Origin of the sequence: Streptomyces sp. NPDC046881, assembly GCF_040645015.1 — a bacterium.
Lineage (GTDB): Bacteria > Actinomycetota > Actinomycetes > Streptomycetales > Streptomycetaceae > Streptomyces.
In genome coordinates this window covers 23,802-50,265 of the sequence record NZ_JBEYXJ010000061.1, presented here as the reverse complement: position 1 = coordinate 50,265, position 26,464 = coordinate 23,802, and the positions used below count along the sequence as shown (strand labels likewise).

The 26,464-nt window shown below is 74.4% G+C and carries 20 protein-coding genes and 1 pseudogene; 10 read left to right on the top strand and 11 right to left on the bottom strand.

Features of this window, described 5'->3' with window-relative positions:
• Positions 1-332 precede the first annotated feature (332 nt).
• The 3 genes and pseudogenes from ABZ923_RS25900 to ABZ923_RS25890 form a co-directional block, all read right to left on the bottom strand.
• A complete protein-coding gene (locus ABZ923_RS25900) occupies positions 333-1,367 on the bottom strand; it encodes a MoxR family ATPase (RefSeq protein WP_361475921.1) in 1,035 nt (344 codons plus the stop codon).
• 41 nt (positions 1,368-1,408) lie between these two features.
• On the bottom strand, positions 1,409-3,136 hold the full coding sequence (locus ABZ923_RS25895; RefSeq protein ID WP_361475925.1) for a trypsin-like peptidase domain-containing protein: 1,728 nt from the start codon (positions 3,134-3,136) through the stop codon (positions 1,409-1,411).
• Between the two features lie 179 nt (positions 3,137-3,315).
• Positions 3,316-3,624 (bottom strand): annotated as a pseudogene (locus tag ABZ923_RS25890) (CU044_2847 family protein); the annotation flags it as partial.
• A gap of 226 nt (positions 3,625-3,850) precedes the next feature.
• Between ABZ923_RS25890 and ABZ923_RS25885 the strand changes: the two are divergent.
• Positions 3,851-7,465, top strand: coding sequence for a S8 family serine peptidase (locus ABZ923_RS25885; RefSeq protein WP_361475919.1), 3,615 nt, complete (start codon positions 3,851-3,853; stop codon positions 7,463-7,465).
• Between the two features lie 21 nt (positions 7,466-7,486).
• Here the strand turns inward: ABZ923_RS25885 and ABZ923_RS25880 are convergent, their stop codons facing one another.
• From ABZ923_RS25880 to ABZ923_RS25870, 3 genes are read right to left on the bottom strand one after another with little or no spacing between them, the layout of a single operon-like run.
• Positions 7,487-8,854 (bottom strand): carboxyl transferase domain-containing protein, encoded by a 1,368-nt coding sequence (locus ABZ923_RS25880; protein ID WP_361475917.1) that lies wholly within the window; start codon positions 8,852-8,854, stop codon positions 7,487-7,489.
• Entirely contained in the window at positions 8,847-10,331 is a 1,485-nt protein-coding gene (locus ABZ923_RS25875) for an acyl-CoA synthetase (protein ID WP_361475915.1), read from the bottom strand. Before ABZ923_RS25875 ends, ABZ923_RS25880 begins: the two co-directional genes overlap by 8 nt.
• Positions 10,332-10,386: 55 nt before the next feature.
• Positions 10,387-10,992, bottom strand: coding sequence for a class I SAM-dependent methyltransferase (locus ABZ923_RS25870; protein ID WP_361475913.1), 606 nt, complete (start codon positions 10,990-10,992; stop codon positions 10,387-10,389).
• A 99-nt stretch (positions 10,993-11,091) separates the two neighbouring features.
• Between ABZ923_RS25870 and ABZ923_RS25865 the strand changes: the two genes are divergently transcribed.
• Complete coding sequence (locus ABZ923_RS25865) at positions 11,092-11,985, top strand: hypothetical protein (protein ID WP_361475911.1); 894 nt, start codon at positions 11,092-11,094, stop codon at positions 11,983-11,985.
• Positions 11,986-12,013: 28 nt separating this feature from the next.
• Here ABZ923_RS25865 and ABZ923_RS25860 read toward each other — a convergent pair whose 3' ends face one another.
• Positions 12,014-12,580 carry a hypothetical protein gene (locus ABZ923_RS25860; RefSeq protein ID WP_361475923.1) on the bottom strand — a complete coding sequence of 189 codons (567 nt, stop codon included), beginning with the start codon at positions 12,578-12,580 and terminating at the stop codon, positions 12,014-12,016.
• Between the two features lie 131 nt (positions 12,581-12,711).
• Here ABZ923_RS25860 and ABZ923_RS25855 point away from each other — a divergent pair, with 131 nt between their 5' ends.
• Together ABZ923_RS25855 and ABZ923_RS25850 are read left to right on the top strand one after the other, a co-directional pair.
• Positions 12,712-13,485, top strand: a complete 774-nt coding sequence (locus ABZ923_RS25855; RefSeq protein WP_361475909.1) for an IclR family transcriptional regulator — start codon at positions 12,712-12,714, stop codon at positions 13,483-13,485.
• Positions 13,482-14,327: an SMP-30/gluconolactonase/LRE family protein gene (locus ABZ923_RS25850; RefSeq protein ID WP_361475907.1), complete on the top strand. Its 846-nt coding sequence runs from the start codon at positions 13,482-13,484 to the stop codon at positions 14,325-14,327. Before ABZ923_RS25855 ends, ABZ923_RS25850 begins: the two co-directional genes overlap by 4 nt.
• A 124-nt stretch (positions 14,328-14,451) precedes the next feature.
• Here ABZ923_RS25850 and ABZ923_RS25845 read toward each other — a convergent pair whose 3' ends face one another.
• From ABZ923_RS25845 to ABZ923_RS25835, 3 genes are read right to left on the bottom strand one after another with little or no spacing between them, the layout of a single operon-like run.
• Positions 14,452-15,849, bottom strand: a complete 1,398-nt coding sequence (locus ABZ923_RS25845; protein ID WP_361475905.1) for an FAD-dependent oxidoreductase — start codon at positions 15,847-15,849, stop codon at positions 14,452-14,454.
• On the bottom strand, positions 15,842-17,071 hold the full coding sequence (locus ABZ923_RS25840; protein ID WP_361475903.1) for an MAB_1171c family putative transporter: 1,230 nt from the start codon (positions 17,069-17,071) through the stop codon (positions 15,842-15,844). Before ABZ923_RS25840 ends, ABZ923_RS25845 begins: the two co-directional genes overlap by 8 nt.
• A complete protein-coding gene (locus ABZ923_RS25835) occupies positions 17,068-17,670 on the bottom strand; it encodes a toxin-antitoxin system, toxin component family protein (RefSeq protein ID WP_361475901.1) in 603 nt (200 codons plus the stop codon). Before ABZ923_RS25835 ends, ABZ923_RS25840 begins: the two co-directional genes overlap by 4 nt.
• A gap of 230 nt (positions 17,671-17,900) precedes the next feature.
• Between ABZ923_RS25835 and ABZ923_RS25830 the strand changes: the two genes are divergently transcribed.
• A complete protein-coding gene (locus ABZ923_RS25830) occupies positions 17,901-19,421 on the top strand; it encodes an alpha-N-arabinofuranosidase (RefSeq protein WP_361475899.1) in 1,521 nt (506 codons plus the stop codon).
• Here the strand turns inward: ABZ923_RS25830 and ABZ923_RS25825 are convergent, their stop codons facing one another.
• Complete coding sequence (locus tag ABZ923_RS25825) at positions 19,422-22,376, bottom strand: beta-galactosidase (RefSeq protein ID WP_361475897.1); 2,955 nt, start codon at positions 22,374-22,376, stop codon at positions 19,422-19,424.
• A 75-nt stretch (positions 22,377-22,451) separates the two neighbouring features.
• Here ABZ923_RS25825 and ABZ923_RS25820 point away from each other — a divergent pair, with 75 nt between their 5' ends.
• From ABZ923_RS25820 to ABZ923_RS25800, 5 genes are all read left to right on the top strand, one after another.
• Entirely contained in the window at positions 22,452-22,910 is a 459-nt protein-coding gene (locus ABZ923_RS25820) for an Rrf2 family transcriptional regulator (protein WP_361475895.1), read from the top strand.
• 67 nt (positions 22,911-22,977) lie between these two features.
• Entirely contained in the window at positions 22,978-23,181 is a 204-nt protein-coding gene (locus ABZ923_RS25815) for a hypothetical protein (RefSeq protein ID WP_361475893.1), read from the top strand.
• 192 nt (positions 23,182-23,373) lie between these two features.
• Positions 23,374-24,021, top strand: a complete 648-nt coding sequence (locus ABZ923_RS25810) for a DUF4360 domain-containing protein (protein ID WP_361475891.1) — start codon at positions 23,374-23,376, stop codon at positions 24,019-24,021.
• A 246-nt stretch (positions 24,022-24,267) separates the two neighbouring features.
• Entirely contained in the window at positions 24,268-25,989 is a 1,722-nt protein-coding gene (gene ctaD / locus ABZ923_RS25805) for a cytochrome c oxidase subunit I (protein WP_361475889.1), read from the top strand.
• The gene (locus ABZ923_RS25800; protein WP_361475887.1) at positions 25,986-26,336 is read left to right on the top strand and encodes a cytochrome C oxidase subunit I; all 351 of its coding nucleotides are present in this window, start codon (positions 25,986-25,988) and stop codon (positions 26,334-26,336) included. Before ctaD ends, ABZ923_RS25800 begins: the two co-directional genes overlap by 4 nt.
• Positions 26,337-26,464 lie beyond the last annotated feature (128 nt).

Here is a 26,464-nt window from a genome sequence, read left to right as displayed (position 1 = left end):
TGCGGGGGGGGGGGCGGGGGGGGGGGGGGGGGGGGGGGGGGGGGGGGGGGGGGGGGGGGGCGGGGCCCGCCCCCGGCCCGCCCGCGGGGGGCGGGGGTGCTCCGGGTGCCGGGGCCGCCTGCCCGGCGGCGGTGTCGCAGCCGGTGCCGTCGTCGGCGTCGGGCCCGTCGGTGCCGGACCCGTCGGCGCCGGACTCCATGTGCCGGGCCAGCCACAGCAGTTCGGCCAGTTCCCGCGGGGTCGGACGCACGCCGTCGGCCGCCTCGGCCAGGATGTCGGCCAGGCGGGCGACGGGATCCGGGGCGCCGGGGGGCGCGCCGGGCTCGGCGGGTTCAGAAGACATCGGTCTGCGCGCTCTGCCCCAGGTACGGCATCAGCTGCTCCGCCAGCCGGTCGAGGGACTCGGCGTCCAGGTCGGCGGAGCGGGCCAGGTAGATCGCGTTGAGGAGCTGGTCGGTGGCCAGGTCGCCGACGCCCGACCGGGCCAGGAAACGCTCGATCAGGCTCCGCGCGTGGGCGTCCGGTTCGCCCAGGTGGGCGCGGACGATCTCGGCCAGGTGCCGGTCGTCCGGCTGCCGCAGGTGCAGCGTGACGCAGCGGCGCAGGAAGGCGGGCGGGAACTCGCGCTCGCCGTTGCTGGTGAGGACGACGAAGGGGAACGCCCGGCAGCGGACCCGGCCGCGGGCCACCGGGACCCGCTCGTCGGTGCCGTCGGCCAGCACCTCGGCGACGCCGTCCGGGGTGAGCCGCGCGGCGCGCACCAGCTCGGGGATCTCGTACTGGCCCTCCTCCAGCACGTTCAGCAGGTCGTTGGGCAGGTCGAGGTCGCTCTTGTCGATCTCGTCGATGAGCAGGGCGCGGGGGCGCTCGTAGGGGAGCAGCGCGGTGCCGAGCGGGCCCAGGCGCAGGTGGTGCTCGATGCCCGACCGGTCGCCGGTGCCCCGCTCCCGCTCCTGCCGGGCGGCCTCCTGCCGGGCCGCGTACAGCCGGGAGAGCGGGTCGTACTGGTAGAGCCCGTCGTGGAGGGTGCTGCGGCTGGTGATGTTCCAGCGCAGCACCGGGCCGAGCCGCAGCTCACGGGCGACCGCGTACACCAGGGAGGACTTGCCGGTGCCGGGCGGGCCGGTGACCAGCAGCGGACGGCGCAGGTACAGGGCCGCGTTGACCAGCTGGACCGTCTCCGGGGTGGCCTGGTACGTCTCGGCGCGGTGGGTGCGGTCGGGGGAGACGGCGGAGGTGTCGGCGGCCGCGTCCGGCGCGGACAGCACCGGCCCGCCGTCGAAGTCCCGCCAGGGCGGCGGCGGGGGCAGCTTCGCGACGCCGTCGTGCGGCTCGTTCGTACCGGTGTAGACGGGCCACAGGGGCATGGGCTCTTCTTCTCCGTGGGGGCGGGCGGTCGTGCGGTGGGTCAGGCGACGGGGGAGTGCAGGCTCGCGGTGGTCTCGGGGAAGCAGCGCGGGTCGTCCCAGAGCAGCTGGACATCTCTCGCCCAGTGCCGGTCGGGTTCGTCGGCGGCGTCCGCGGTCAGCCGCAACGACAGGATGTGCCGCGGGAGTTCGGCGGGCGGTACGTCGGCGATCGCGGCGGTGAGCCGGTCGAGGAACGCGGTGCCGGGGCAGGGCGGTTCCCCGGGCGCGCCGGGGCAGGGTTCGTCCTCGTGCCCGGGGCAGGGGGAGCCGGTCCGGGGCCACAGCAGGACGGGGACGGGCACGGTGAGCCCGACCTCGAAGTGCTGCCGGACGGCCGTGGGCGGGGCCGCGTAGCCCGCCAGTCCGGCCTCGCCGTCCCACAGTCGTTTGCGCAGGCTCGGCGGGCGCTCCCGGGTGCCGCACTCGACGCGGTGCACCTCGGGCGTCCGGCCGGAGTCCAGCTTCTGCCACTTCTTGCGCAACTGGTGGCGCAGCCGGCCGCTGTGGTGCCGCGCGCGGTCGGTCACCACCAGCGGATAGGCGCAGCCGAGCGGCGTGCTGTCGTCCGCGCCGCACTCCCAGTGCGCCACGGCCTCGTTGAGCCACTCGCGCGGCAGGACGAACGTGACCAGCTCGTCGGCGTCCGGGGCGAGATGGTCGACGGCCTCGTCGATGCGCTGCTGGACGTAGGCCCGCACCGCGCTCCGCGGCAGCCGGCGGGCGCCCACCGGACGGCGCCGGCCGTCGCGGTACGCGGACACCTCCACGGTGACCTGGTCGGGACCGGCGCCGCTGTGGTCGATCTCGACGACCACCGGGGACCAGGCCGGCGGGGCCGCCGCGCCGGATGGTTCCGGGGCCGCGGCGGGCCGTGACACCGGGGCTCCTTCCAGCAGTTCGTGCAGCCGGTCGGCGAACCGGCTCACCGCCTCCGGGTCCGGGACCTCCCACTGCACATAGGCGGCGGCCGCCCACAGGGACGGGAAGCCGCCCGCGGGCAGCGGCGGCCCGAAGGCGCCCACCGCGTCCACGTACAGCCGGTTCGGGTCGCACACCGGTCCGGTGTCGGCCGCGGCCCGGCGCAGCAGGCCGTACAGCCGCCGGCGGGCGTCGTCCCGGTGGCCGGGGGTGGGCACCAGCTCGCCCAGCTCGGGCCAGTACCGGGCCAGCACGTCCAGGGGCAGCATCCGGCCCTTGCGGACGTCCGGGGAGCCCGAGGCCGCCGTGACCATGCCGGCCACCCTGCCGTCCGGCAGCGTCGCCGCCGCGCCGCTGAACCCGGCCACGAGCGGCTGCCCGTGCCCGTTCCACGCCACCAGTTCCAGCCACTCGCCGGCGATCAACTGTGGTGAAACGGCCTGGTATTCGGCGAGTGTGCCCTCGTCGTAGCCCTCGGGGAAGCCGTACGCGATCAGCTTCGGATACGGCTCGGTGCACGCGGCGTCGGGCGGCGCGAAACCGGCCGGGGCGAGCGGGACGTCCCGGTCCAGTTCGAGTACGGCGACATCCCCGGGGTCGGTGACCTCGCCCGCCCAGCCGCCGTGGGCGACGACCGAGGCGGGCAGCTCGCCCAGCTCCCGGGCGTGCGGGAAGCTGACGGTCACCGCCGCCCGGTCGCTCCACCTGACGACGTGGGCGCAGGTGAGCACCCGGCGGCCGGTCACCAGGAATCCGGCCCCCACCTCGTCGCCACAGGCGATCCGGGCGTGCCAGGCGGCGCTGCGCATCACCGGTCGGCGGGCTCCGGATCGGCCGCGGTCGCCTCCGGCGCGGTCGTGTCGGCCGTGGTCCGGCCGGGTGCCGTCCGGCCGGGTGGCGTCTGGCCGGGGACGGCCGGTGCCGGCCCGTCCGGCCCCGCCGCGGCCCGCCCGTCCGGCCCCGCGGGGGCCTGCTCCGGCTGCTGTCCCGGGGACCAGCTGAGCTTGACGACCAGATGGCCCTCCGCCGAGCCCTTCGCGATCACCGCGCCGGCCTCCGCCGACAGCCGCACCCCGAACTCGATCTCCACCGCGTCGGGCCGCAGGGTGCCGTCCCGGAAGACCCGCAGCGCGGCCGCCGCCGCCGCCCGTACGCCGTCCAGCGCGCCCTCGAAGGTGCGCGCGGCCTGCGCCGGTCCGTCGCCGCGCGAGACGAGCCGGGCCCCCGATCTGGTGCCGACGCCCTCCACGACGACGAGCGCACCGTCCTCGGTCCTGAACTCGACCAACCCGTCCATCCTGGCGCTCGCTCCCCCGTCGTACCCGACCCGTGATCCGCTCCCATGTTACGGACGGTGCTGCGCGAGTCACACGTCCGACGGCGTGATGCGGGATTTCCCCCGAGGTTGGCGAAAACCCGCCCTGGCGCCTTTCCGCCGGTACCGGTCAACTCCCGCATGGGCAACGGCACATCGCACTCGTCCGGGCACTCGACGCGCTCGACACTCACGAGAGGAGGCGTGGATGAGCACAGGACCAGTCGGACGCGCGGCCGCCCTGCTCGCTGCGGGGCTGGTGAGCGCCCTGCTCCCGGCCGGCCCGGCGGTCGCGGTGCCCACCCCCGGCCCCGCCCCCGGCGGCGACGGCACCACCACCGTCACCCTCGTCACGGGCGACCGGGTGACCGTCACCGACCTCGGGCACGGCGAACGGACCGTCACCGTCCGGCGGCCCGCGGGCGCCACCGGTGCCGTACGGACGCAGCGCAGCGCCGGGGACCTCACCGTCGTACCGGACGAGGCGCTGCCGTACCTGCGCGCGGGGACCCTGGACCGGCGGCTGTTCGACGTCGGCGGGCTGATCCGGCAGGGGTTCACCGACGCCGAGTCCGACGCGCTGCCGCTGATCGTGACCTACGACGAGGGCGTACGCGCCGCGGTCCCGGCCGGTGCCGAGCGCACCCGGGCGCTGCCCAGTGTGCGCGGGACCGCCGTGGCGGCCGGCAGGGGCCGGACGTTCTGGCGGTCGTTCACCCGGACGCCCGGCATCCGCACGGTCTGGCTCGACGGGCGGGTGAGGGCCGAACTGGCCGCCAGCAACGCCCAGATCGGCACCGCCGCGGCCTGGGACGCCGGACTGACCGGCAAGGGCGTCACGGTCGCCGTCCTGGACACCGGCGCCGACCTCGGCCACCCCGACCTGGCGGGCCGGGTGAGCGCCGGCCGGAGCTTCGTCGACGGGGAGGAGGTCGCCGACCGCGACGGCCACGGCACCCACGTCACCTCCACCGTGGGCGGCAGCGGCGCCGCCTCCGGCGGCAGGGAGAAGGGGGTCGCGCCCGGCGCGGACCTCGCCGTAGGCAAGGTGCTCAACGACCAGGGCGCGGGCAGCGAGTCCCAGATCATCGCCGGCATGGAGTGGGCGGCCCGGGACGTGCACGCCCGGATCGTCTCCATGAGCCTGGGGTCGACGGAGCCCAGCGACGGCACCGACCCCATGGCGCAGGCGGTCGACACCCTCTCCGCGGAGACCGGCGCGCTGTTCGTCGCCGCCGCCGGCAACACCGGCGCCCCCTCCTCCATCGGCTCGCCCGGCGCCGCCGACGCCGCGCTCACCGTCGGCGCGGTGGACGCCGCCGACCAGCCCGCCTCCTTCACCTCCGCCGGCCCCCGGTACGGCGACAACGCCCTGAAGCCCGACCTCTCCGCCCCCGGCGTCGACGTCCTCGCCGCCCGCTCCCAACTCACGCCGGGCACCGGCTACTACACCTCCATGAGCGGTACGTCCATGGCCACCCCGCAGGTCGCGGGTGTCGCGGCGCTGCTCGCCGAGCGGCATCCCGACTGGACCGGCGCCCGGCTGAAGGACGCGCTGATGTCCACCTCCCGGCAACTGGACGCCTCCGCCTACCTCTTGGGCGCGGGCCGGGTGAGCGTGCCGGACGCGGTGCGCGCGACGGTCACCGCCACCGGCAGCGCCGACCTCGGCTTCCTCCGCTGGCCCTACGGCGCCGGCCGGCCGGTCACCCGCACCCTCACCTACACCAACCGGTCCGACGCGCCGGTGCGGTTGAGGCTCTCGGTGCGGGGCGCCCCGGACGGCGTCGCCACCCTCGCCGACGACCTCCTCACCGTCCCCGCCCACGGCACCGCCGCCACCACCGTCACCGGCCACGGCTCGAAGGCACCGGTGGGCCGGACCAGCGGACGGATCGTGGCCACCGACCCGGCCGGCGACACCGTCGCGCACACCGTGTTCGGGCTGGTCAAGGAGGAGGAGCGGTACACCCTCACCGTCCACGTCAAGGACCGGTCGGGCGCGCCCGCCGCCGCCGACCTCACCGTGCAGCGGCTCGCCGAGGGCGCGGACGCCGAGCCCGCCCACGTCGGCGACTCCGGCACGCTCCGGCTGCGCCTGCGGCCGGGCACCTACTGCCTCGCCTCCTTCCTCGACGTGCACGGCAGCCACGGCGCCGACTCCCTCGGCCTCGGTTTCCTCGCCGCCCCCGAGATCACCCTCGACCGGGACCGCGAGGTCACCCTGGACGGCCGTGCGCTGCGGGAGGTCGCCGCCCGGGTGGACCGGCGCACCGAGACCCGCCAGCTCCTCGTGGAGTACGACCGGAAGGCCGGCGGCGCCGACCTGTTCGGCGCGGTCCAGGTGCCCCTCGCCTACGACAGCGTCTTTGCCGCGCCCACCCCGAAGGTCGCGCGGGGCGGCTTCGAGTACCGGACCGTGTGGCGGCTGGCCAAGCCGCGGCTGGAGGTCAGGGGCGTCGGCGAGGCCACCGTCCAGCCCGGCGGCACCCTCGTCGAGGGCCGCACCCGGCTGCCGCTGGTGGACGTGGGCGACGGACCCGTCACCGGGGTGTCCGGCAAGGCCGTGCTCGCCCGCCTCGCCGACGGCGCCGACCCGGCCGCGCTCGCCCGCGCCGCGCAGGACGCGGGCGCCGAGGCCCTGTTCGTGACGGACGACGCGCCCGGCCGGCTGATGGCCTGGTGGGGCACCGACGACAACGCCGACCGGCCGCTGCAGATCGCCACCGTGAACGGCGCGGACGCGGCACGCCTCCGGGCGGCGGGCCGGGTCGACATGACCGGCACCGCCGACTCCCCGTACGTGTACGACCTCTCCGACGGCCACCGGGGCGCGATCCCGGACCGCGACCTCACCTACGCGCCCCGGGGCCGCGAACTGGCCGCCGTGCACGTGAGGTTCCACGCTCCCCGGCCCCAGCAGGGCGGCGAGTTCCGGTACTCGATCACCGGTGCCTTCCCGATCGGCCTCGGCTTCCAGGAGCGCGTCGCCCTGCCCGCCGTGCGCACGGACTACGTCTCCACCGGCCCCGGCCAGCTGTGGCACGAGTCCGTCACCACCGCGGGCGGCGCGCTGGAGGAGCGCGGCGGGCTCGTCCGCTACACCGGCGGAACCCGGCCGGTGCTGAACTGGTTCCGGCCGGTGTGGCACCCGTGGCCGGGCACCGGGCTCGGCTGGGGCCAGCAACGCGCCGGGAACCAGATCCGTTTGAACGTGCCCGGCTGGGGCGACTCCGGGCCCGACCACACCGGCTTCGGCGACGTGTGGAGCGAGGACAGCGGCATGAGCCAGACCACGGCCGTCTCCGTGGACGGCACCCCGGCCGACCGGCAGAAGGGGCCCGCCGTCTATGTCCGGGACGCGCCCGCCGACGAGCACGCGTACCGGGTCGTCACCGACACCGCGCTGGACGCCGCCCGCTGGCCGCTCGCCACCCGGGGCCACACCGAGTGGACCTTCCGCTCGGCGGCCACCCCCGAGGACCACTGGACGTACCTGCCGCTGATCAACCTCGCCTACACCCTCGACACCGACCTCGCCGGTGCGGTGCGCGCGGGGCGGCGGACACCGGTCGCGCTGGGCGCCGCGTACGTGGCGGGGGCGTCCGGGACCGGGCGTCTCGGCGGCGGACGGCTGGAGGTGTCGTACGACGACGGCACGACCTGGCGGACGGTCCCGCTGCGCGCCGGCCGGGGCGCCTCCTGGCACGGCACGCTGACCGTGCCGCGCGGCGCGTCGTCCGTGTCCTTGCGGGCCTCGGCCCGGGACGACACGGGGGGATCGGTGACACAGGAGATCGTACGGGCGGCGGCGGTCCGCTAAGCCCTAGCGCTCCGGGGGCGCTCAGACGATGCCCCGGACCACCCCCAGCTCCACCAGGTCCTGCGGGCGGATGCGGAGCTGGTCCGCGGTCGCCTCCACCTCCTGCGGCGGGCGTTTGAGGATGGCGGCCGCCAGCTCCGGGGCGATCACCGAGAAGTAACTGTCCGGGGTGGCCCAGGTGTTGCCGGGCGCGGCCAGCGCGAGGGCGCCGCCGGAGCCGCCCTCGCCGATGACGAGGGTGGTGATCGGCACCCGGGCGGCGGCCACCGCGCCGAACACCTCGGCGATCGCCGCGCCGGCGCCCTGCCGCTCCGCCTCGGCGTCGTTCGCGGCACCCGGGGTGTCCACCAGCGTCAGCACGGGGATGCCGAGCCGGTCCGCCAGCCGGATCAGCCGGGCTGCGGTCCGGTACCCGGCGGGCCGGGTCGCCGCCCCGGTCTGCGCCGCGTACGCCACGGTACGGCCGTCCCGTTCGCCGAACCCGCACAGCATCCCGTCGGCATCGACCCCGCCGCACCGGTCCCCGCTGATCAGCACTCGCCGCCGGAAATAGGCGTCCAGATACGCCCGCGCCCTCGGCCGCTCGGCCGCCCGGGCCCGCACCACGGCCTCCCACCCGCTGCCGGGCACCCCGGCCGAGCCGAGCGCGGACGGCACGGGGGCGGGTTCGACCCGGCGCGAGTGCGCCGGTGCGGCCCCGGCCCCCGTCTCCCGCCCCGCCAGCAGGCCGAGCCACGTGCCCAGGGTCTGCTTCAGTTCGGTCGGGTGCACCACCGCGTCCGCCGAGCCCACCGCCAGCTGGGATTCCGCCGTGTACGCGGTCGGGTCGGTGCCGGGCGGGCGGACCCGGGAGCCGGCGAAGCCCACCTGGGCGGCGGGAAGGGCGAGGACGACGTCCGCGCCGGCGCCGAGGGTGGCCCAGCCGCCGCCGGTGGTCGGGTCGCGCAGGACCGCTATCTGGGGCAGGCCGGCCTCGCGGGTGAGCGCGGACTGGCGGGCCACCCGCTGGAGCTGGGTGAGCGCGAGCATGCCCTCCTGCATCCGGCTGCCCCCGGTCGCGATCAGCGGCACGACCGGGAGCCGGTGCCGGCGGGCGTGGGCGTACGCCGCCTCCAGCCGGTCCCCGGTGCGCCGGCCCAGCGAGCCGCCGAGGAAGCCGAACTCGAAGGAGACCAGTACGACCCGGGTGCCCTCGACGCTCGCGGTGCCGCAGACGACCGACTCCTGCTCGCCGGTGCGTGCGGCGGCCCGGGCGCGGGAGGCGTCGTAGCCCTGCCAGCCGAGGGGGCCGTCGGGCGGGGACTCCCCCTCCGGCGCGGGGAGTTCACGGAAGCTGTCCGCGTCCGCGACCAGCGCCAGCATCTCCCGCGCCGACAGCCGCTCAGACATCGCCGAGCGCCCGCTTCATGATCTTCCCCATGTCGTTGCGGGGCAGTTCCTCCAGGTAGCGGACGACGCGCGGGCGCTTGTGCGGGGCGAGCCGCCGGGCCACATGGCCGGCCAACTCCTCGGCGCCGGGCGGCGACGCCGGGTCCGCCGGGACGATCCAGGCCACGATCCGCTCGCCCAGATCCGCGTCCGGCTCCCCGGTGACCGCGGCCTCCCGCACCCCCGGATGCTCCAGCAGCGCGTTCTCGATCTCACCGGCCCCGATCTTGTAACCACCGCTCTTGATCAGGTCGGTGGCCTTGCGCCCGACGATGCGGACGTAGCCGTCGGGCTCGCGCACGGCCATGTCCCCGGTGCGGAACCAGCCGTCGGCGGTGAACGCGGCGGCGGTGGCGTCGGGCCGGTTCAGGTACTCGCTGAACAGGTTGGGGCCGCGCACCTGGATCTCGCCGACGCTCTCCCCGTCGTACGCGCCGATCTCGGTGCCGTCCTCCTCCACCAGCCGCAGCTCCACGCCCGGCAGCGGCACCCCGACCGTGCCGGGCCGGGCCTCCCCGTCGGCCCGCACGGCGGTGTTCATCAGCGTCTCCGTCATGCCGTACCGCTCGATCACCCGGCGCCCGGTGGCCGCCGCGATCCGCTCGTGGTCGTGCACCGGCAGCGCGGCCGAGCCGGAGACCAGCAGCCGGGCCCCGGCGAGCGCCTTGGCCAGCTCCGGGTCGCCGGGCAGCGCCTCCGCGATCCGGTGGTACATCGTGGGCACCCCGAACATCATGGTCGCGCCGGAGTTCAGCTCGCGGGCCACGCCCTCGGGCGAGAACCGCCCCAGGTGCCGCACCGAGCCGCCGCGCCGCAGCGGGCCCAGGACGCCCAGCACGAGACCGTGCACATGGAACAGCGGCAGCCCGTGCACCAGCACGTCGTCCCCGGTCCACTGCCAGGCGTCGGCGAGCGCGTCCAGGGTGGTGGCGAGGGCCCGGCGGGGGAGGACCGCGCCCTTGGGCGGACCGGTGGTGCCGGAGGTGTAGACGACCAGTGCCGGGTCCCCGTCCGCGGCCGACTCCCCGGGAAGGGCGCCGGCGGCGGATGCGTCGACGTCGACACGGGGCAAGTCGCCGAAGACCGGGGGAAGTTCCGCGCCGGGGGCGGCGAGGACGAGCGACGGCGCGCTGTCGGACAGGATGTGCGCCAGCTCCTTCTCGCCCGACTTGGGGTTGAGCGGCACCGCGGCCACCCCGGCGACCAGCGCACCGGTCACCGCGACGGCGGTCTCCAGCTCCGGCGTGGCCCACACCGCGACCCGGCCGGCCCGGCCGATCCGGGCGGCCAGGGCGCCCGCGGCGCCCGCGAGTTCGCCGTACGTCAGGGTCCGTGGCCCGAACCGCAGGGCGACCCTCCCCCGGACCTCGTCCGGGGAGACCCCCGTCTCGCTGCGCTCGGCCGGACCGTCCGCCAGGGCGGGGAAGAGAGAGGACACGCGGCGTGCTCCTTACTGTCGACGGTGCCGACTGCCGGGGACGACAGCACCCTTCCTACACCAGGAGCCGCGTCCCGACGACCGTGCTCAGGTCGGCCGCGAGCCGCAGCTCGACCGCCCGCAGCGCGGGATGCTCCAGCCAGTGCAGCCGCGCCCGGTCGGGCACGCCCTCGTGCAGCGGGGGCCGGCCGGCCGCCGGTGTGAAGTCGTCCACGACGACCGTCCCGCCGGGCACCAGCAGCCGCTGCACGTCGGCGGGCGGGTCCCCGGGCGCCTTGCCCTGCCCGCCGCCGTCGAGGACGAGCAGGTCGAAGGGGCCGTACTCCTCGATCCGCCGCCAGTCGCCGGTGAGTACGGTGACCTCGGGCCGGCCGGCGAACACCTCGGCCGCGCACCGCGCCCGCTCCGGGTCCCGCTCCACGCTGTACAGCCGCATGCCCGCCGACGCCCCGGACGCCAGCCAGGCCAGGCCGACGCCCAGACCGGTCCCGGTCTCCCCGATGCGCAGCCGCGCGCCACCCGCCAACGCGTACAGCAGACGCCCCTGTTCGGGCCGGCACGAGTGGGGGAACCCCCGGGCCCGGGCGGCCGACAGGGCGGTGCGCACCAGGGGCGGCAGCCGGGGCTCGGCGGTGTGGGCGTCCGTTCCGGCAAGGGCCATGGCCGTGATCCTGCCCGATCCCGGCGCCCGGTGCCACGGTGCTTGTTAGCCTCGCAGCCGCACCGACCACCGAACCGCCGTACGACAGGGAGCCCCGCCGTGCCCCGGATAGCCCTCGCCACCTACGACCCCGGAACCGAGCCGAGCAGGGACGCCGATCTGCCGGTGCTGGTGCGGGCGCTCGCGGACGCCGGTGCCGAGGCGGAGGCCCGGCACTGGGACGACCCGGCGGTGGACTGGGCCGGGTACGACCTCGTCGTCATCCGCTCGACCTGGGACTACAGTTGGCGGGCCGCGGAGTTCGGGGCCTGGGTGGACCGGGTCGGCGCGCTGACCCGGCTGGCGAATCCGGCGCACGTGGTGCGCTGGAACGCCGACAAGCGCTATCTCGGGGAGCTGGCCGCGGCCGGTGTCCCCACCGTCCCCACCCGCTACGTACCGCCGGGCGAGCCGGCCGCCCTGCCCGCGGGCCACGAGTTCGTGATCAAGCCGACCTCGGGCGCGGGCGCCCGGTTCGCCGCCCGCTACACGCCCGCCGAACACGACACCGCGGTACGGCACCTGGCGCGCATGCACGCGGAGGGCTTCACCGCGATGGTGCAGCCGTACATGCCGGGCATCGACGTGCGCGGCGAGCGGGCGCTGCAGTTCTTCGGCGGGCGGCTGTTGCACGCCAGCCGCAAGGGCGCCGTCCTGTCGCCCGGCACCCCGTTCGACGCCGACAAGGTGCCCCACCCCGGCCTGGAGCGCTGGCGGCCCACCGACGCCGAACTCGCTGTCGCCGAGAAGGCGTTGGCGGCCGTGCCCGGCGCGTCCGGCCTGCTGTACGCCCGCGTCGACCTGGTCGACGGCGACGACGGCGAACCCCGCCTGATGGAACTGGAACTGGTGGAACCGAACCTGTTCCTCCGGCTGCACCCGGACTCGCTGCCGCGGGTGACCAAGGAGATCCTCGCGGCGGCCGGGGGCCCGGCGGCGGCCCTGCCGGACTGAGGGCACCCGCGCCCGCCGGCCGGCGGGCTCAGGCGACGACGGCCGTCCGCTGGAGCAGCCCCCAGGTGAACTCGGCGACCAGCTCGTGCCGTACGCCCTGCCGGTCGGGGGCGGTGAGGGCCAGGCCCCACCGGGTGGGCGCGGTGCCCTCCAGCGGGCGGGCCGGCGGGAAGGCGCGCGCGGCCTCGTCCACCGTGCAGGACCAGGGCGTCAGGTCCTCCAGGGTGCGCAGCCGCGGGGCCGGCGCGCCGGGGGCCCGCACCAGCCACTCGTTCCACACCCCGCCGTCCGGTCCGACCAGCACCTCGAAGCGCAGCCCCGGCCAGAGCGGCAGCGCCCACCGCCGGGCCTCGCAGTCGACGTCGCCGAGGCGGCGGGGCACGACGGACTCGGGTTCGCCGAGGACCGAGCGGTACCGGGAGGCGGCACCACGGGCCCGCGGCGAACGGACCATGGCCTGCCACCGCCTGTTGGCCTCCCGCATGTCCGCGGCCGACGCCCCGAGCCGCCGCCGGGCCTCGTCGACCAGGTCCGGGTTGTGGTCGGCCATGCGGCGCAGCAGCACCAGCTGGAAGTCGAGATCCATGGCCTCCATGGTGCCCGTGCCCACGGGTCCGTCTCCCGACCCATTGCCCGCGCCACCCGCCATGACTAGCCTGTGTTCGTCATGACGATCGCCTGTTGAAATCTCGAACGGGCGCTTAGATCCAAGGGAGGGGGCCGGACGTGGGACGCCTCGTGCCTGCCGTGACCCGGGCTCTCGACATTCTTGAGCTGTTCCTCGACGGGGACGGGACGCTCTCCGCCCCCGACATCGTGCGCAGGCTCCAGCTGCCGCGCACCACCGTCCACGAGCTGGTCACCACGCTCGCCGCACGGTCGTACATCGTGCAGGTGCCCGGACAGCCCGGACGGTACCGGCTCGGCGTACGCCCGTACCAGCTCGGCAGCCGCTACGCCGAGCAGCTCGACCTCGCCGCCGAGGGCCAGCAGGTGGCCCGCTCGGTCGCCGAGACCTGCGACGAGACGGTCCACGTGGCCATCCTGGAGGGCACCGACGTCATCTACATCGCCAAGGTCGACTCCACGCACGCGGTCCGCATGGTCTCCGCCGCCGGCCGCCGGCTGCCCGCCCACTGCACCTCCGTCGGCAAGATGCTGCTGGCCTCGCTGCCCGAGCCGGAGCTGACCTCCCGGATCCCCGACGGCTCCGCACTGGCCGCGATGACCCCGAACAGCATCACCGACCCGGCCGCCCTGCGCGAGGCCCTGGCGGACATCCGGCGGCGCGGGATCGCCGTGGAGAACCGCGAGTCCAACCCGGACGTCTCCTGCGTGGCCGCGCCGGTCCGCGACCGCACCGGGCAGGTCGTGGCCGCGCTGTCCATCTCCGTGCCGATGATCCGCTGGAGCGAGGAGCGCCGGGCCGAGCTGGAGCAGCTCGCCGTCAAGGGCGCGGGGGAGCTGTCGGAGCGGCTGGGCCACCGGAGCGCGGTGTGACGGCGTACGAGGTCGCGGTGCGGGCGGAGGCGACGCTCGGCGAGGGTCCGACCTGGGACCCGGCGACGGGCCGGCTGATCTGGCTGGACATCCTGGGCATGCGGCTGCACACCTACGACCCGGTGTCCGGCCGCCGCACGGTCCGTACGACACCCCAGCACATCGGCGCGGCCAAGCCCCGGGCGGGCGGCGGCCTGGTGCTGAACCTGCGGGACGGCGTCGGACTGCTGGACCCCGACGGCGGATTCCGCTGGCTGCACCACGAGCCGGTGCCCGGGCGCCGCGCGAACGACGCGGCCGTGGCGCCCGACGGCTCCCTCTGGGCGGGCACCATGCGGTACGACGAGGCGCCGGGCGGCGGCACGCTGTCCCGGCTGACCGGGGACGGGGCGGTGGTGACCGTGCTGCCCGACGCCACGGTCAGCAACGGCACCGGCTGGAGCCCCGACGGCCGCCTCATGTACTACGTCGACTCCCCGACCCGGCGCGTGGACGTCTTCGACTTCGACGCCGACGGCATCCGGGGCCGCCGCCCGCTGGTGCGGATCGAGGAGGGCGCGGGCTTCCCGGACGGCCTCACGGTCGACGCGGAGGGCTGCGTGTGGGTGGCGCTGTGGGACGGCGGAGCGGTACGCCGCTACACCCCGGCCGGCGAGCTGGACCGGGTCGTCACCCTGCCGACCCCGCGCACCACGGCCTGCGCCTTCGGCGGCCCCGGCCTGACCGACCTCTACGTCACCACGGCCCGCACGGGCCTGCCGTCCCCCGACCCCCTGGCGGGCTCCCTGCTGGTGATCCCGAACGCGGGCGAGGGCCTGCCCCAGCCGGCGTTCGCGGGCTGACCCGGACAGGGCGGCAGGGGGGCGGTGCCGTGTCGCCCACGGCGGGCGCGGTTCCCCCGGGACGCGGGCAACCGCGCGAGCGACCACCGCGCGCCCGCACCCCGCGGACCGGGCGGGCCACCCCCTACCCGAGCCCCGCGGCCGTCCGCTCGGCAGAGGTGAGCGGCGGTGCGGTCAGCGGGGGCTTCAGGGGCCCCGCCACCGCCGCCACCACCACACTCGGCGCCAGCAGCGCCTCCGCCCCCCGCTCCAGCGCCGTCACGTCGGTGACCCGGCGGGCGATGCGGCCGTTGCCGGTGGCGGTCCGCAGCAGGCGGCCGACGTACGCGGCCAGCACCCGGTCCCGCAGCGTCGGCCCCTGCTCGGTCGCGCCGGGATAGAAGACGTCCGCCCCGACGGCCAGGTCCCACGCCGCCCGGACCGTCCGCCCGACCGCTTTCTGCGCCTCCCGGGCCAGCCCCCGGCTCCCCGGCCCCCGGCGCCGTACCACGTCCCGCACGGCCGACGCCGACCGCGCGGCCACCGCCATCCCGTGGCCGTACACCGGGTTCAGCGCGCACACCGCGTCACCGAGGACCACGAGGTTCTCCGGCCACACCGGCATCCGCTCGAAGAAGTGCCGCCGGTTCGCCGTCGACCGCGTGACCGCGACCTCGCCCAGCGGCTCCGCGCCCCCGCCCAGCAGCTCCCCGATCAGCGGATGCCGCAGCTCCTCGCGGGCGTACCGCTCGAACCCGCCCGCGTCGGCGGGCGGTTCGTCGCCGCGCCCGCCGAAGAGCGTGACGATCCACCGGCCGTCCTCCACCGGCATGAGCACGCCCCCGCGCCCGGAGCCTGCGCCCCGGGGATCGGGTTCGATGTTGACGATCGGGAAGCCGGCCCGGGCCGCCCGGGGCGCCCGGTAGAGGCGGCTGGCGTACACCAGCCCGGAGTCGACCTCCCGCCGCTCGACGGCGGGCAGCCCCAGCCCGGCCAGCCAGTGCGCGGCCCGCGAGCCGCGCCCGGTCGCGTCCACGACCAGCCCCGCCGTCAGCGCGCGCTCGGTGTCGTCGTGGGCCCGGATCCGCACGCCGGTCACCGCGCCGCCGGTACCCGTCAGCCCCGTCGCCTCGGCCCCCTCCACCAGCTCGATCCGCCCGTCGGCCAGCACCAGCCGCCGTACCACCCAGTCCAGCAGGTCCCGGCTGGCGGGCAGCATGAACGCGGACTCGGCCCAGCGCCGGTACCAGCCGTACGGGGACAGCGCCACCATGTCCGTCGTCATCGGCACCCGGCTCACCCCGGCCGCGCGCAGCCGCCCGATCGCCCCGGGCAGCAGCTCCTCCAGCGCCCGCGCGCCGCCCGACCACAGCTGGTGCACGTGCCGGGCCTGCGGCAGCCCCCTGCGTGGTTCGGGCCCGTCGGGCAGGGCGTCCCGCTCGACCACGGTCACCCGGGCGCCGCAGTCGGCGAGGGCGCGGGCCGCGAGCAGGCCGGCGAGGGAGCCGCCGAGGACGACGGCGGTGGGTCTGTGCTCACTCATGTACGGCAACGCTCTCTGCTGGGGCGGCCGCACGTGCGCGCACCGCCTCGATGTCGTCGGGACGGCGCAGGGCCCGGGAGACGGCCCCGATCTCCTGGAGCAGGCAGGTCGTGTCGGGCCCGTCGGCCGGCTCGGCCGGCTCCGGCGTACGGGCCCTGGTCTCGATCGCGTCGAGGATGCTCACCGCCGAGGCCAGGGCGCGGGCCCGCTCCGGCGGGTGGCCGAGGGCGAGCGCGGCGTCGTGGGAGCGCCGGCCGAGGCCGGTGTCGATGTGCCGGGCGAGCGGCAGCAGCACGTCCCGGATGAACGTCTCGCGCCGGGTGAGCCGCAGTTCGGGCGTGGACCGCAGCACGAACGGCACGCCCTCGCCGCTGACGGTGCGCATCAGCCGGTACAGCGGCCGCAGTTGGCGGTGGGCGAGCCGGACCCGCCAGCGGTCGTGCAGGTACTGGCCGGCGTGCGGCAGGATGAAGCCGACGGCGATGAGGATCGCGGACAGGGCCGCCACGGGCGGGGCCAGATTGGTGCTGAGCCAGTCCAGGTCCTGGCCGAACCAGCGGGCGACCACCGCGACCAGCTTGACCGCGTCGAAGATCAGGTTCAGCACGTAGCCGGCGCCCAGCAGTTTCAGGCCCCAGCGCAGCCAGGCGTCCAGGCCCTCGGTGCGCACCCAGTTCCAGATCAGCCGGGAGGTGATCAGGCAGGCCACGGCGTGCGCGACGAGGTAGAGCAGGATCTCCTCGCGCATGAACGGCGTGGTGGCGTAGTAGGTGTCGAGGTCCCGCAGCCGTTCCTCGGGGGCGTCGGCGAGCAGGAACAGCACCCACAGGGCGAGGATCACCCCGGAGTACACCGAGATCACCCAGCGCATCGCCCGGCGGGTGGCGGCCGAGCGGTCGGACAGGCCGTTGCGCCAGGTGATGATGAGCAGCAGGCAGGAGCCGCAGAACGCGGTGATGAGCGAATAGCACCAGGGCGCCGAGATGTTGGGCACGCCGGTCAGCCGGTTGACCCCGGCGATGGTGGACGGGGTGCAGAACACGAACACCGCGCAGGCCAGCAGCAGCAGTCCGCCGACGGCGCGCAGCAGCGGGTCCCGCCACAGCCGGATGATGGTGGGCAGCTTGATCACCAGGGCGGCGGTGAGCACGGCCGTGGGGATCCAGAAGGAGATGTAGAACTCGCTGAGGAACCCCGAGGGGTTCAACGCCAGCAGCGTCACCGCGCCGTTCCTCCACGTCCGCGATAGCCGAGGGAACGCTGGACGGGGTCCAGCGCCGAGGGGCGGGACCCGCACAGGTGGCCCCGGAACAGGGTGGCCAGGCGGTGCCCGAAGTCGTCGGCCTCGGCCTCGTCGGTCTCCCGGGAGCCGTTGCGGGCCGCCACGGTGAGGGCCGCCTCCCGCCAGCCGGGCGTGTCGGCGAGGGCCCGGGCGGCGGCGGCCCCGGCCAGGTGGTGGTGCCGGTGCCCGGCGTGCAGATGCCACAGCTCGTGTCCCAGGATGACCAGTTGCTGCACGGCCTCGGCCCGTTCCTCCACGATGACCAGGTCGAAGTCGGCGAACTCCACCCACAGCCCGGTGACTTCGATCTCGTCCGGGAACCGCTCGAAGCGCAGCTCCAGCGGCCGTCCGCCGCGCAGCGCGCTCATCTCCTCGCACAGCGCCCGGCACAACTCGCGGACGCCGTCGGGTGGTTCGGGACGGGCGCGGACGGCGGCGGCGAGGTCGCCGGCCAGGGAGCGCATCGACGAGCCGGAACGGGAGCGCCGCAGTCGGGCGGCCAGGCGTACCGCCTGTGCTCGCGCACCCCCGAAACTCATCTGTCTCCCTTCCCACCGCCGGTTGCGGCAGGTCCGAGCGTACGCGTCCGGGCGTGCCCACGTCATGCGATCCGGCGACCGTCGTTCAACGGGGAACCACCTATGAGCTTGTGTCCGAACCATTGACGCGAGAGCGCTTCGAATCTACGGTCCCGTTCGAAGTTGCGAGCGGTATCCGATATCTCGAACGATGGGGGCAGGGTATGGAACGACCTGGCCGGAAGGATTCCATGAGCAAGAGCACCGCCCGCTTCACCCTCGACCCCGCTTTCACCATCGGCGAGGTCAACCCCCGCCTCTTCGGCTCCTTCGTGGAGCACCTCGGCCGCTGTGTCTACACCGGCATCCACGAGCCCGGCCATCCCACGGCGGACGCCGAAGGACTGCGGACCGACGTGCTCGACCTGGTCCGCGAACTCGGCGTCACCGCCGTCCGCTACCCGGGCGGCAACTTCGTGTCGGGATACCGGTGGGAGGACTCGGTCGGCCCCCGCGCGGAACGCCCCCGGCGCCTGGACCTGGCCTGGCACTCCACCGAGACCAACCGGTTCGGCCTCTCCGAGTACATCGCGTTCCTGAGGAAGCTCGGCCCCCGGGCCGAGCCCATGATGGCGGTGAACCTCGGGACGAGGGGCGTGGCCGAGGCCCTCGAACTCCAGGAGTACGCCAACCACCCCGCCGGCACCGCCCTCTCCGACCTGCGCGCCGCCCACGGCGACAAGGAGCCCTTCGGTATCCGGCTCTGGTGCCTCGGCAACGAGATGGACGGCCCCTGGCAGACCGGCCACAAGACGGCCCGGGAGTACGGACGGCTCGCCGCCGAGACCGCCCGCGCGATGCGCCAGCAGGACCCCGGCGTGGAACTGGTCGCCTGCGGCTCCTCCAGCCAGGCCATGCCCACCTTCGCCGCGTGGGAGGCGACCGTCCTGGAGGAGACGTACGAGCTGGTCGACCACATCTCGCTGCACGCCTACTACGAGCCCGTCGACGGCGACCTGGACTCCTTCCTCGCCTCGGCCGTCGACATGGAGTCCTTCATCGAGAACGTGGTCGCCACGGCCGACCACGTGGGCGCGCGGCTGAAGTCCAAGAAGAAGATCAACCTCTCCTTCGACGAGTGGAACGTCTGGTACCTCTCGAAGTGGGAGGAGCACGCCCGGACCATCGACCCGTCCGACTGGCCGGAGGCGCCCCGCCTGCTGGAGGACAACTACAGCGTCACCGACGCGGTCGTCTTCGGCTCGCTCCTCATCGCGCTGCTCCGGCACGCCGACCGGGTCACCGTCGCCTGCCTCGCCCAGCTCGTCAACGTGATCGCCCCGATCATGACCGAGCCCGGCGGCCCGGCCTGGCGGCAGACCACGTTCTTCCCGTTCGCGCAGGCCTCCCGGTACGGCCGGGGCCAGGTGCTGGACGTCCGCGTGGACTCGCCGACGTACGAGACGCAGAAGTACGGCGAGACGGACCTGCTGCACGCCACCGCCGTCCGCGCGGACGACGGCACGGTCACCGTGTTCGCGGTCAACCGCAGCCGCACCCAGGCACTGCCCCTCGAAGTCACCCTCCACGGACTGGGGCCGACCACCGTCACCGAGCACAGCGCGCTCGCGGACGCCGACCCCGACGCCCGAAACACCCTGACCGACCCCGAACGCGTCACCCCGCACCCGGTCGAGGGCACCGCCCTGACGGACGGCACCCTCACCGCCGTACTGGAGCCGCTGTCCTGGAACGTGATCAGGCTGGCGTGATCAGACCGGCTTGACCGGCACGCCGCCCGTCGCCCTGCCGAGCAGGGTCAGGCTCACCGACCCGGGGCCCGACAGCGTGGTGAACTCCGAGAGGACCGCCAGCGCGAGGGTGTTGGTGCCCCGGGTGCGCAGGATGCCGTTGGGCAGGACGAAGGTGTGCTGCGGGCCGACGTTGTTGATGTACTGGCCCAGGTTCCAGCCGTTGAGGAAGATCTGGGCGCGGTAGGCACGGTACGGGTCGTCGTCCAGGACCAGCCCGAGCGAGGCGTCGACGTCGGCCGGCACCGACAGCCGGAACGTGGTCCGGTACCAGGTCACGCCCTGGTACCGCGCGGCGCGCGGGAAGCTCACCGGTTCCCAGTCCCGGTCGCGGAAGCCGGGCAGGTGCCAGCCCTTCCGCTCGCCGTACAGGCCGCCGTTGTTCATCGGCCCGCGCACCGGGTCGGGAGCGCCCGCGCCCTGGATGCGCCAGCGCACCTTCGGCGAGGCGCCCTTGAAGGTGACCGCCGTCAGGCCGCGCGCCGCCTTGTGGGTGTCGAGCGCCTTGCCGTCCTGGTCGTGCTGCATGCGCCGGACCAGGACCGACAGCACGTGCCGGCCGGGGGAGCGCAGCTGCTCGCGCACCGGGAAGACCGCCGTCTCCGCCCAGCTGCCCTTGCGGATGGTCGTCGTCTTGTCCGGTACCGGCATCCGGTGCGTGCCCAGCGGCTCGCCGTCCAGCCAGGCCATCAGCAGGCCCTGGGTGCCGGTGCTGTAGGCGAGCGAGACCTCCTCGACGCCGGTGGTGCCGCCGACGGTGCCCCGGTACCAGACGTCCCCGTAGTGGAAGCCGTAGTCGTCGGCGAACAGGACCGGTTGGCAGTCCGGGACGGGGGTGGTGCTGTGGGAGGTGGTCTTGTCGGCGACCTGCCACGAGGAGTCGTCGAAGCTCGGGCCCGCCTCCGGGTTCTCCGTGCGCATCCGCCAGCCGCGCAGCTCGGGCAGCCGGACCTCGGGCACGTCCGGCAGCATGCCGGTGGTCATCAGGCTGCCGGAGAGGGTGACCCGGGTGGCCAGCCGCTGCCCGTTCCACACCAGGGTGTCGATCCCGCGCGGCCCCCACACCTCCATGCTGGTCCGGTCGGTGATGTCACCGGTCAGATGGACCTCCGAGCCGCGCAGCTCCACGTGCCGCAGCAGCGCCGGGCCGTAGACGAGCAGCGTCCCGGACGGGGTGTCGTAGGGGAAGAGGCGGACGGCGGTGGCGTCGTCGGCGAAGAGCAGCAGCAGCGAGGTGTCGGTGTCGCCCTTCTGCACCAGCACCCGGGTCAGCCCACCCTGTCCGAGGGGCGCGTTGACATGGAGTTCGCCCCGGTCGTAGGCCCAGCCGGCCTCCTCGTCCAGTCGCTGCACGAACGGCTCGACCGGGCAGTCCAGCACCAGCTCGGCCATCTGGCCGCGCCGGCCCGCGAACACCGCGATGTCCTGCCGGCCGGCGGTCAGGACCGTCATGGGCGAGGCGGTGGCGTACTTCAGGGTGCGCCTGCCCAGCGGCAGCCCGGTGGTGACCAGCGTGGCGTCCTTGCCGGGCACGGTGACGGGCACGTCGCCGGCCTCGGTCGGCAGGTCGGTGGTGACCGGGTCCGTGCCGTCGTTGCGGGCGACGTACACATGGCTGCCGGTGTCGGGGTTGGTCAGGTGGTAGACCTTCAGCCCCTCGGCGGTCACGTCCGCCGCCCGGTCCAGCTTGGCGAAGTCGGGCACCCGCTGGAGCAGGTGCCCCAGCTGGTGCATCGGCGCCATCTTGTCCGTGACGTTGCGGGCCTCGTCGATGGCGGCGCCGTAGTCGTACGACGTGTAGACGACCGGCGCGGGCAGCCAGCCCCACGAGGTGCCGCCGAAGGTCATGTACACGTTGTGCAGGGTGAGGCCGTTGGCGAGGTTGGTCAGGTAGAACCGGCGCTCGTACGCGGCGTCCCGGGTGCGCCGCGACTCGGCGTACCCCTTGCCGTCGAACCAGGCCCCGCCCCACGGATCGAACCAGCCGCCCCCGAACTCGGGCACGAACCCGGGCGTGGACGGCGAGGCGGTGGCCCCGCCCTTCGCGCCGCCGGGACCGTAGTGCCCCCAGTCCGGCGGGGTCTGGGACGGCGACGGATACCCGTCGAAGCCGTACAGCCAGCCGCCCCGCTCGCCGCCGGTGTCGAACGACCCGGGGGTCCAGTAGCCGTTGCGCCCCTTGTCGTTGTGGAACAGCGGTACGTCGATCCCGTCGGCCCGCACCTTCCGGTACAGGTGGGCCATGTAGTTCCGGCCGGTGGCCTCGGCCACGTGGGCGTCGTACTCGTTCTCGATCTGGTACAGCAGGACCGTGCCGGTGCCCTGCGTGAACAGGTGCCGGCGGACGATCCGGTTCACCCGGGTCAGCCACTCGTCGACGTGCGCCAGATAGGCCGGGTCGTCGGTGCGGGCCGTGCCCTTCGTCGCCGTCAGCCAGCCCGGGAAACCGCCGCCGTCCACCTCGGCGTTGATGTAGGGGCCGGGCCGCAGGACGACGTACAGGCCGGTCTCGGCGGCCGTCCGCAGGAACAGGTCCAGGTCCCGCACGCCCGTGAAGTCGTACCGGCCGGGCGCGGGGGAGTGGTAGTTCCAGGCCACGTAGATGCTGACGGCGTTGAAGCCGTGCGCCCGCATCTTCTGCAGCACGTCCCGCCACAGGGACGGGCTCGGCAGCCGGAACGGGTGCATCTCGCCGGACCACAGCACCAGCCGCCGCCCGTCCACGAGCAGCGAGTAGCGGTCGTACCCGATGGTGTGCCGCCGGCCGTCCGCGCGCGGCGGGGCCGGGGCCGGACCGGTCGGCGCGCTGGAGCCCGCGTACGCCGACGGCGCGCCGGGGCCGCCGCTGCCGCCCAGGGCGAGCCCGAGCGCGGCCGAGCCGGCCAGGGCACTGAAGGTACGTCTGCTGAGCGCCAAGGTGGATCCTCCCGGGCGATCTTACGGGGGCGCGGTCCGGCCATTCTCCCCGTGCCCACGCCCCACAATGGACCCATGAGGATCTCGGCACGGGCGGATTACGCGGTACGGGCGGTACTGGAGCTGGCCGTACGGCAGGGTAACGGCCCGGTGAAGGCAGAGGAAATCGCCGCCGTGCAGGACATCCCGCACAAGTTTCTGGAAGGGATCCTCGGCGACCTGCGCCGGGCCGGGATCGTCGAGAGCAGGCGCGGCGGAGGCGGCGGCTACCGGCTGGCCCGCACGGCGGCCTCCATCACCGTGGCCGACGTCATCCGGGCGGTCGACGGCCCGATCGTGTCGGTGCGCGGCGAACGCCCGACCGGCCTCTCCTACACCGGTACCGCCCAGCCCCTGCTGCCCCTGTGGATCGCCCTGCGCGCCAACGTCCGCCGCATCCTGGAGGGCGTCACCCTCGCCGACCTCGCGGCGGACGCGCTCCCCGAACCGGTCCGCGCCCTGGCGGCGGAGCCGGCGGCCTGGGAGAACCCGTAGCGGCCGGCACTCGGCCGGCCGGGGGACCCGAGGTTTCCCCGCGCGGGCCCCGGTCGTTGGTCACGCCATGATCAAGAAGCTTGCCTGTGTCACCGTCCTGGCCACCGCACTCCTGGCCGCCGCCCCCACCGCCGAAGCCGCCCCGCGCCCCGCCCCGCCCACCGCGGTTCCCGGCGCGGCCCTCCTGAACGGCGTCCTCGGGTCCCTCGAAGTGGGCCACCCCGTCACGTCCCTGCGCACGCTGCTCCCCGCGGACCTCCAGCGCGTGTAGGGCGCACCCCGAGGACGTGAAAAGCCCGGTGTGAATGGCCGGAGTTCGCTCTCCCGGGCCCGGGTGGGGCTCCCTACGCTACCCACGCCTCCCTCTCTCCTTCACAGCTGACGCACATCTTCTCCAAGGGCGAACGCCCGGGAAGGGTCCGGGGGGAGGCGGAACCCCCCACTCGACAACCCGGGAGAGACCATGGCTGGTGGACTCCTCATGAGCGGCGCAGTGGCCGCTCTCCTCACCACCGCACTGCCCGCGCACGCCTCGTCCCCGTTCGACAACCCGCCCCCGGACAAGATCGTCATCGACGTCGCCACGGTGAACGGCTCGGGCTGCCCGGCCGGCACGGCCGCCGTGGCGGTGTCGCCGGACAACACCGCCTTCACGGTGACCTACAGCGCCTACCTGGCCCAGGCCGGCGGCAACTCCGACCCCACGGCCTTCCGCAAGAACTGCCAGCTCAACCTGGTGGTCCACGTCCCGCAGGGCTTCACCTACGCGATAGCCAGCGCCGACTACCGGGGCTTCGCCTCGCTCCAGCGGGGTGCCACGGCCACGCAGAAGGCGTCGTACTACTTCCAGGGCTCGTCGAACACCGTGCCCAGGACGCACCCCTTCGGCGGCCCCTACAACGACGACTGGCAGGCCACCGACTCCACCGACTGGGCCCAGCTGGTCTGGGCGCCCTGCGGGGTCCTGCGCAACTTCAACATCAACACCGAGCTGCGCGTCAACGCCGGCACCACGAGCCCCGACAAGGTCAGCTTCATGACCATGGACTCCACGGACGGCGACATCAGCACGGTGTACCACATGGCGTGGAGGCAGTGCCCGAACTCCTAGCCGATGGAGGGGGCGCGGCCGCGCCCCCTCCCCGTCGAGGCGCCCGGCGACACCGACGGCGACCTGCCCGGACGCCCCGGAGCGCCGCACGGTTCGTCCCCCCGCTGCTCCGAACGTGTGCATCCGTCATCCGAACGGCTGCGCCTCGGCCGCTCAGGATGCCCGCGCCGCCCTCGCGCGGCCAGGATGGCGGAGGACCGACGCCATCGCGTGGGCGGTCGGCGAGCATCGGGAGACGGACGACTTGTGAGCATCCTGAACGAACCCCAGGGCGGTGCGGCCGCAGCCGAGGACTCGTACGAGAACGAGCTGCCGGTCCGGCGCAAACAGCCCGGCAACGTCATGGTGAGGTGGCTGACGACCACCGACCACAAGACGATCGGCACGCTCTATCTGGCGACGTCGTTCGGGTTCTTCCTGGCCGGCGGAGTGATGGCCCTGATCCTTCGGGCCGAACTGGCCCGGCCGGGCTTGCAGCTGATCTCCAACGAGCAGTACAACCAGCTGTTCACGATGCACGGCACCGTGATGCTGCTGATGTTCGCCACCCCGCTGTTCGCCGGCTTCACGAACTGGATCATGCCGCTGCAGATCGGTGCGCCCGACGTGGCGTTCCCGCGGCTGAACATGTTCGCCTACTGGCTGTACCTGTTCGGCTCGCTCATCGCGGTGGCCGGGTTCCTGACCCCGGAGGGCGCGGCCGACTTCGGCTGGTTCGCCTACACCCCGCTGTCGGACGTGATCCGCAGCCCGGGGATCGGTTCGGACATGTGGATCATGGGTCTGGCCTTCTCCGGCTTCGGCACCATCCTCGGCGCGGTCAACTTCATCACCACGATCATCTGCATGCGCGCCCCCGGTATGACCATGTTCCGCATGCCGATCTTCGTGTGGAACGTGCTGCTGACCGGTGTGCTGGTCCTGCTGGCCTTCCCGGTGCTGGCCGCCGCGCTGTTCGCCCTGGAGGCGGACCGCAAGTTCGGCGCCCACGTGTACGACCCGTCCAACGGCGGCGCGCTGCTGTGGCAGCACCTCTTCTGGTTCTTCGGCCATCCCGAGGTGTACATCATCGCCCTGCCGTTCTTCGGGATCGTCACCGAGGTGATTCCGGTCTTCGCCCGCAAACCGATCTTCGGTTACATGGGCCTGGTCGCCGCGACCATCGCGATCGCGGGGCTGTCCGTGACGGTGTGGGCGCACCACATGTACCCCACCCAGGGGGTCCTGCTGCCGTTCTTCTCCTTCATGACCTTCCTGATCGCCGTCCCTACCGGGGTGAAGTTCTTCAACTGGATCGGCACCATGTGGAAGGGCTCGCTGTCCTTCGAGACACCGATGCTGTGGGCCGCCGGCTTCCTCGTCACCTTCCTCTTCGGCGGTCTGACCGGGGTCATCCTGGCCTCGCCGCCGATGGACTTCCACGTCACCGACTCCTACTTCGTGGTGGCCCACTTCCACTACGTGGTGTTCGGCACGGTCGTCTTCGCGATGTTCACCGGCTTCCACTTCTGGTGGCCCAAGTTCACCGGCAAGATGCTGGACGAGCGCCTCGGCAAGATCACCTTCTGGACGCTGTTCATCGGCTTCCACGGCACCTTCCTGGTCCAGCACTGGCTGGGCGCCGAGGGCATGCCGCGCCGGTACGCCGACTATCTCGCCGTCGACGGCTTCACCGCGCTGAACACGATCTCGACCATCAGCTCCTTCCTGCTCGGCCTGTCCATGCTGCCGTTCCTCTACAACGTGTGGAAGACGGCCAAGTACGGCAAGCCGGTCGGCGTGGACGACCCGTGGGGCTACGGCCGCTCCCTGGAGTGGGCGACCTCCTGCCCGCCGCCGCGGCACAACTTCGTCACCCTGCCGCGGGTCCGCAGCGAGTCCCCGGCGTTCGACCTGCACCACCCGGACATCGCGATGCGGGAACAGGAGGGCTACGCGCTCCCGGCCGACCGGCGGGGCCACGGGTGAGCGGTCCGCCCAAGCAGGGAGCAGGCGCCGGCGGGGACCTCGGCAACGAGGTGGAGGGCTACCTGCTGTGGCAGGCCCGGGTCGCGGAGGCCGAGCGGCGCGCCCGGGATTTCACCGGCCCCCTGGAATGGCTGACGACGGCACAGCGGGAGCAGATCGAGCAGCGGTACGTCGCCGACAGCCTCATGCGGGCCAGGGGCGACCTCGAACGGATCGCGGCCCGCTGCGTGTCGCTGCGCGCGGAGTACGAGCAGCGCTACCGCGAGCTGCGCCGGCGCTGCGTGGGCATCGCCCTCGCGGTGTGCGCCGGCTGTACCGTCCTGGCCGCCCTGTTGCTGGCCCTCTGACGTCCGCCTCCGGGCAGCGCGCTGACGCGGGGTCAGCCGGCGGCCTGGCCCGTCCCTGCCGCGTTCGGCCAGCCCGTCGCGGGCGCCGGGGTCAGGCCCGCGGTGTGCGTCGGCTGTACCGTCCTGGC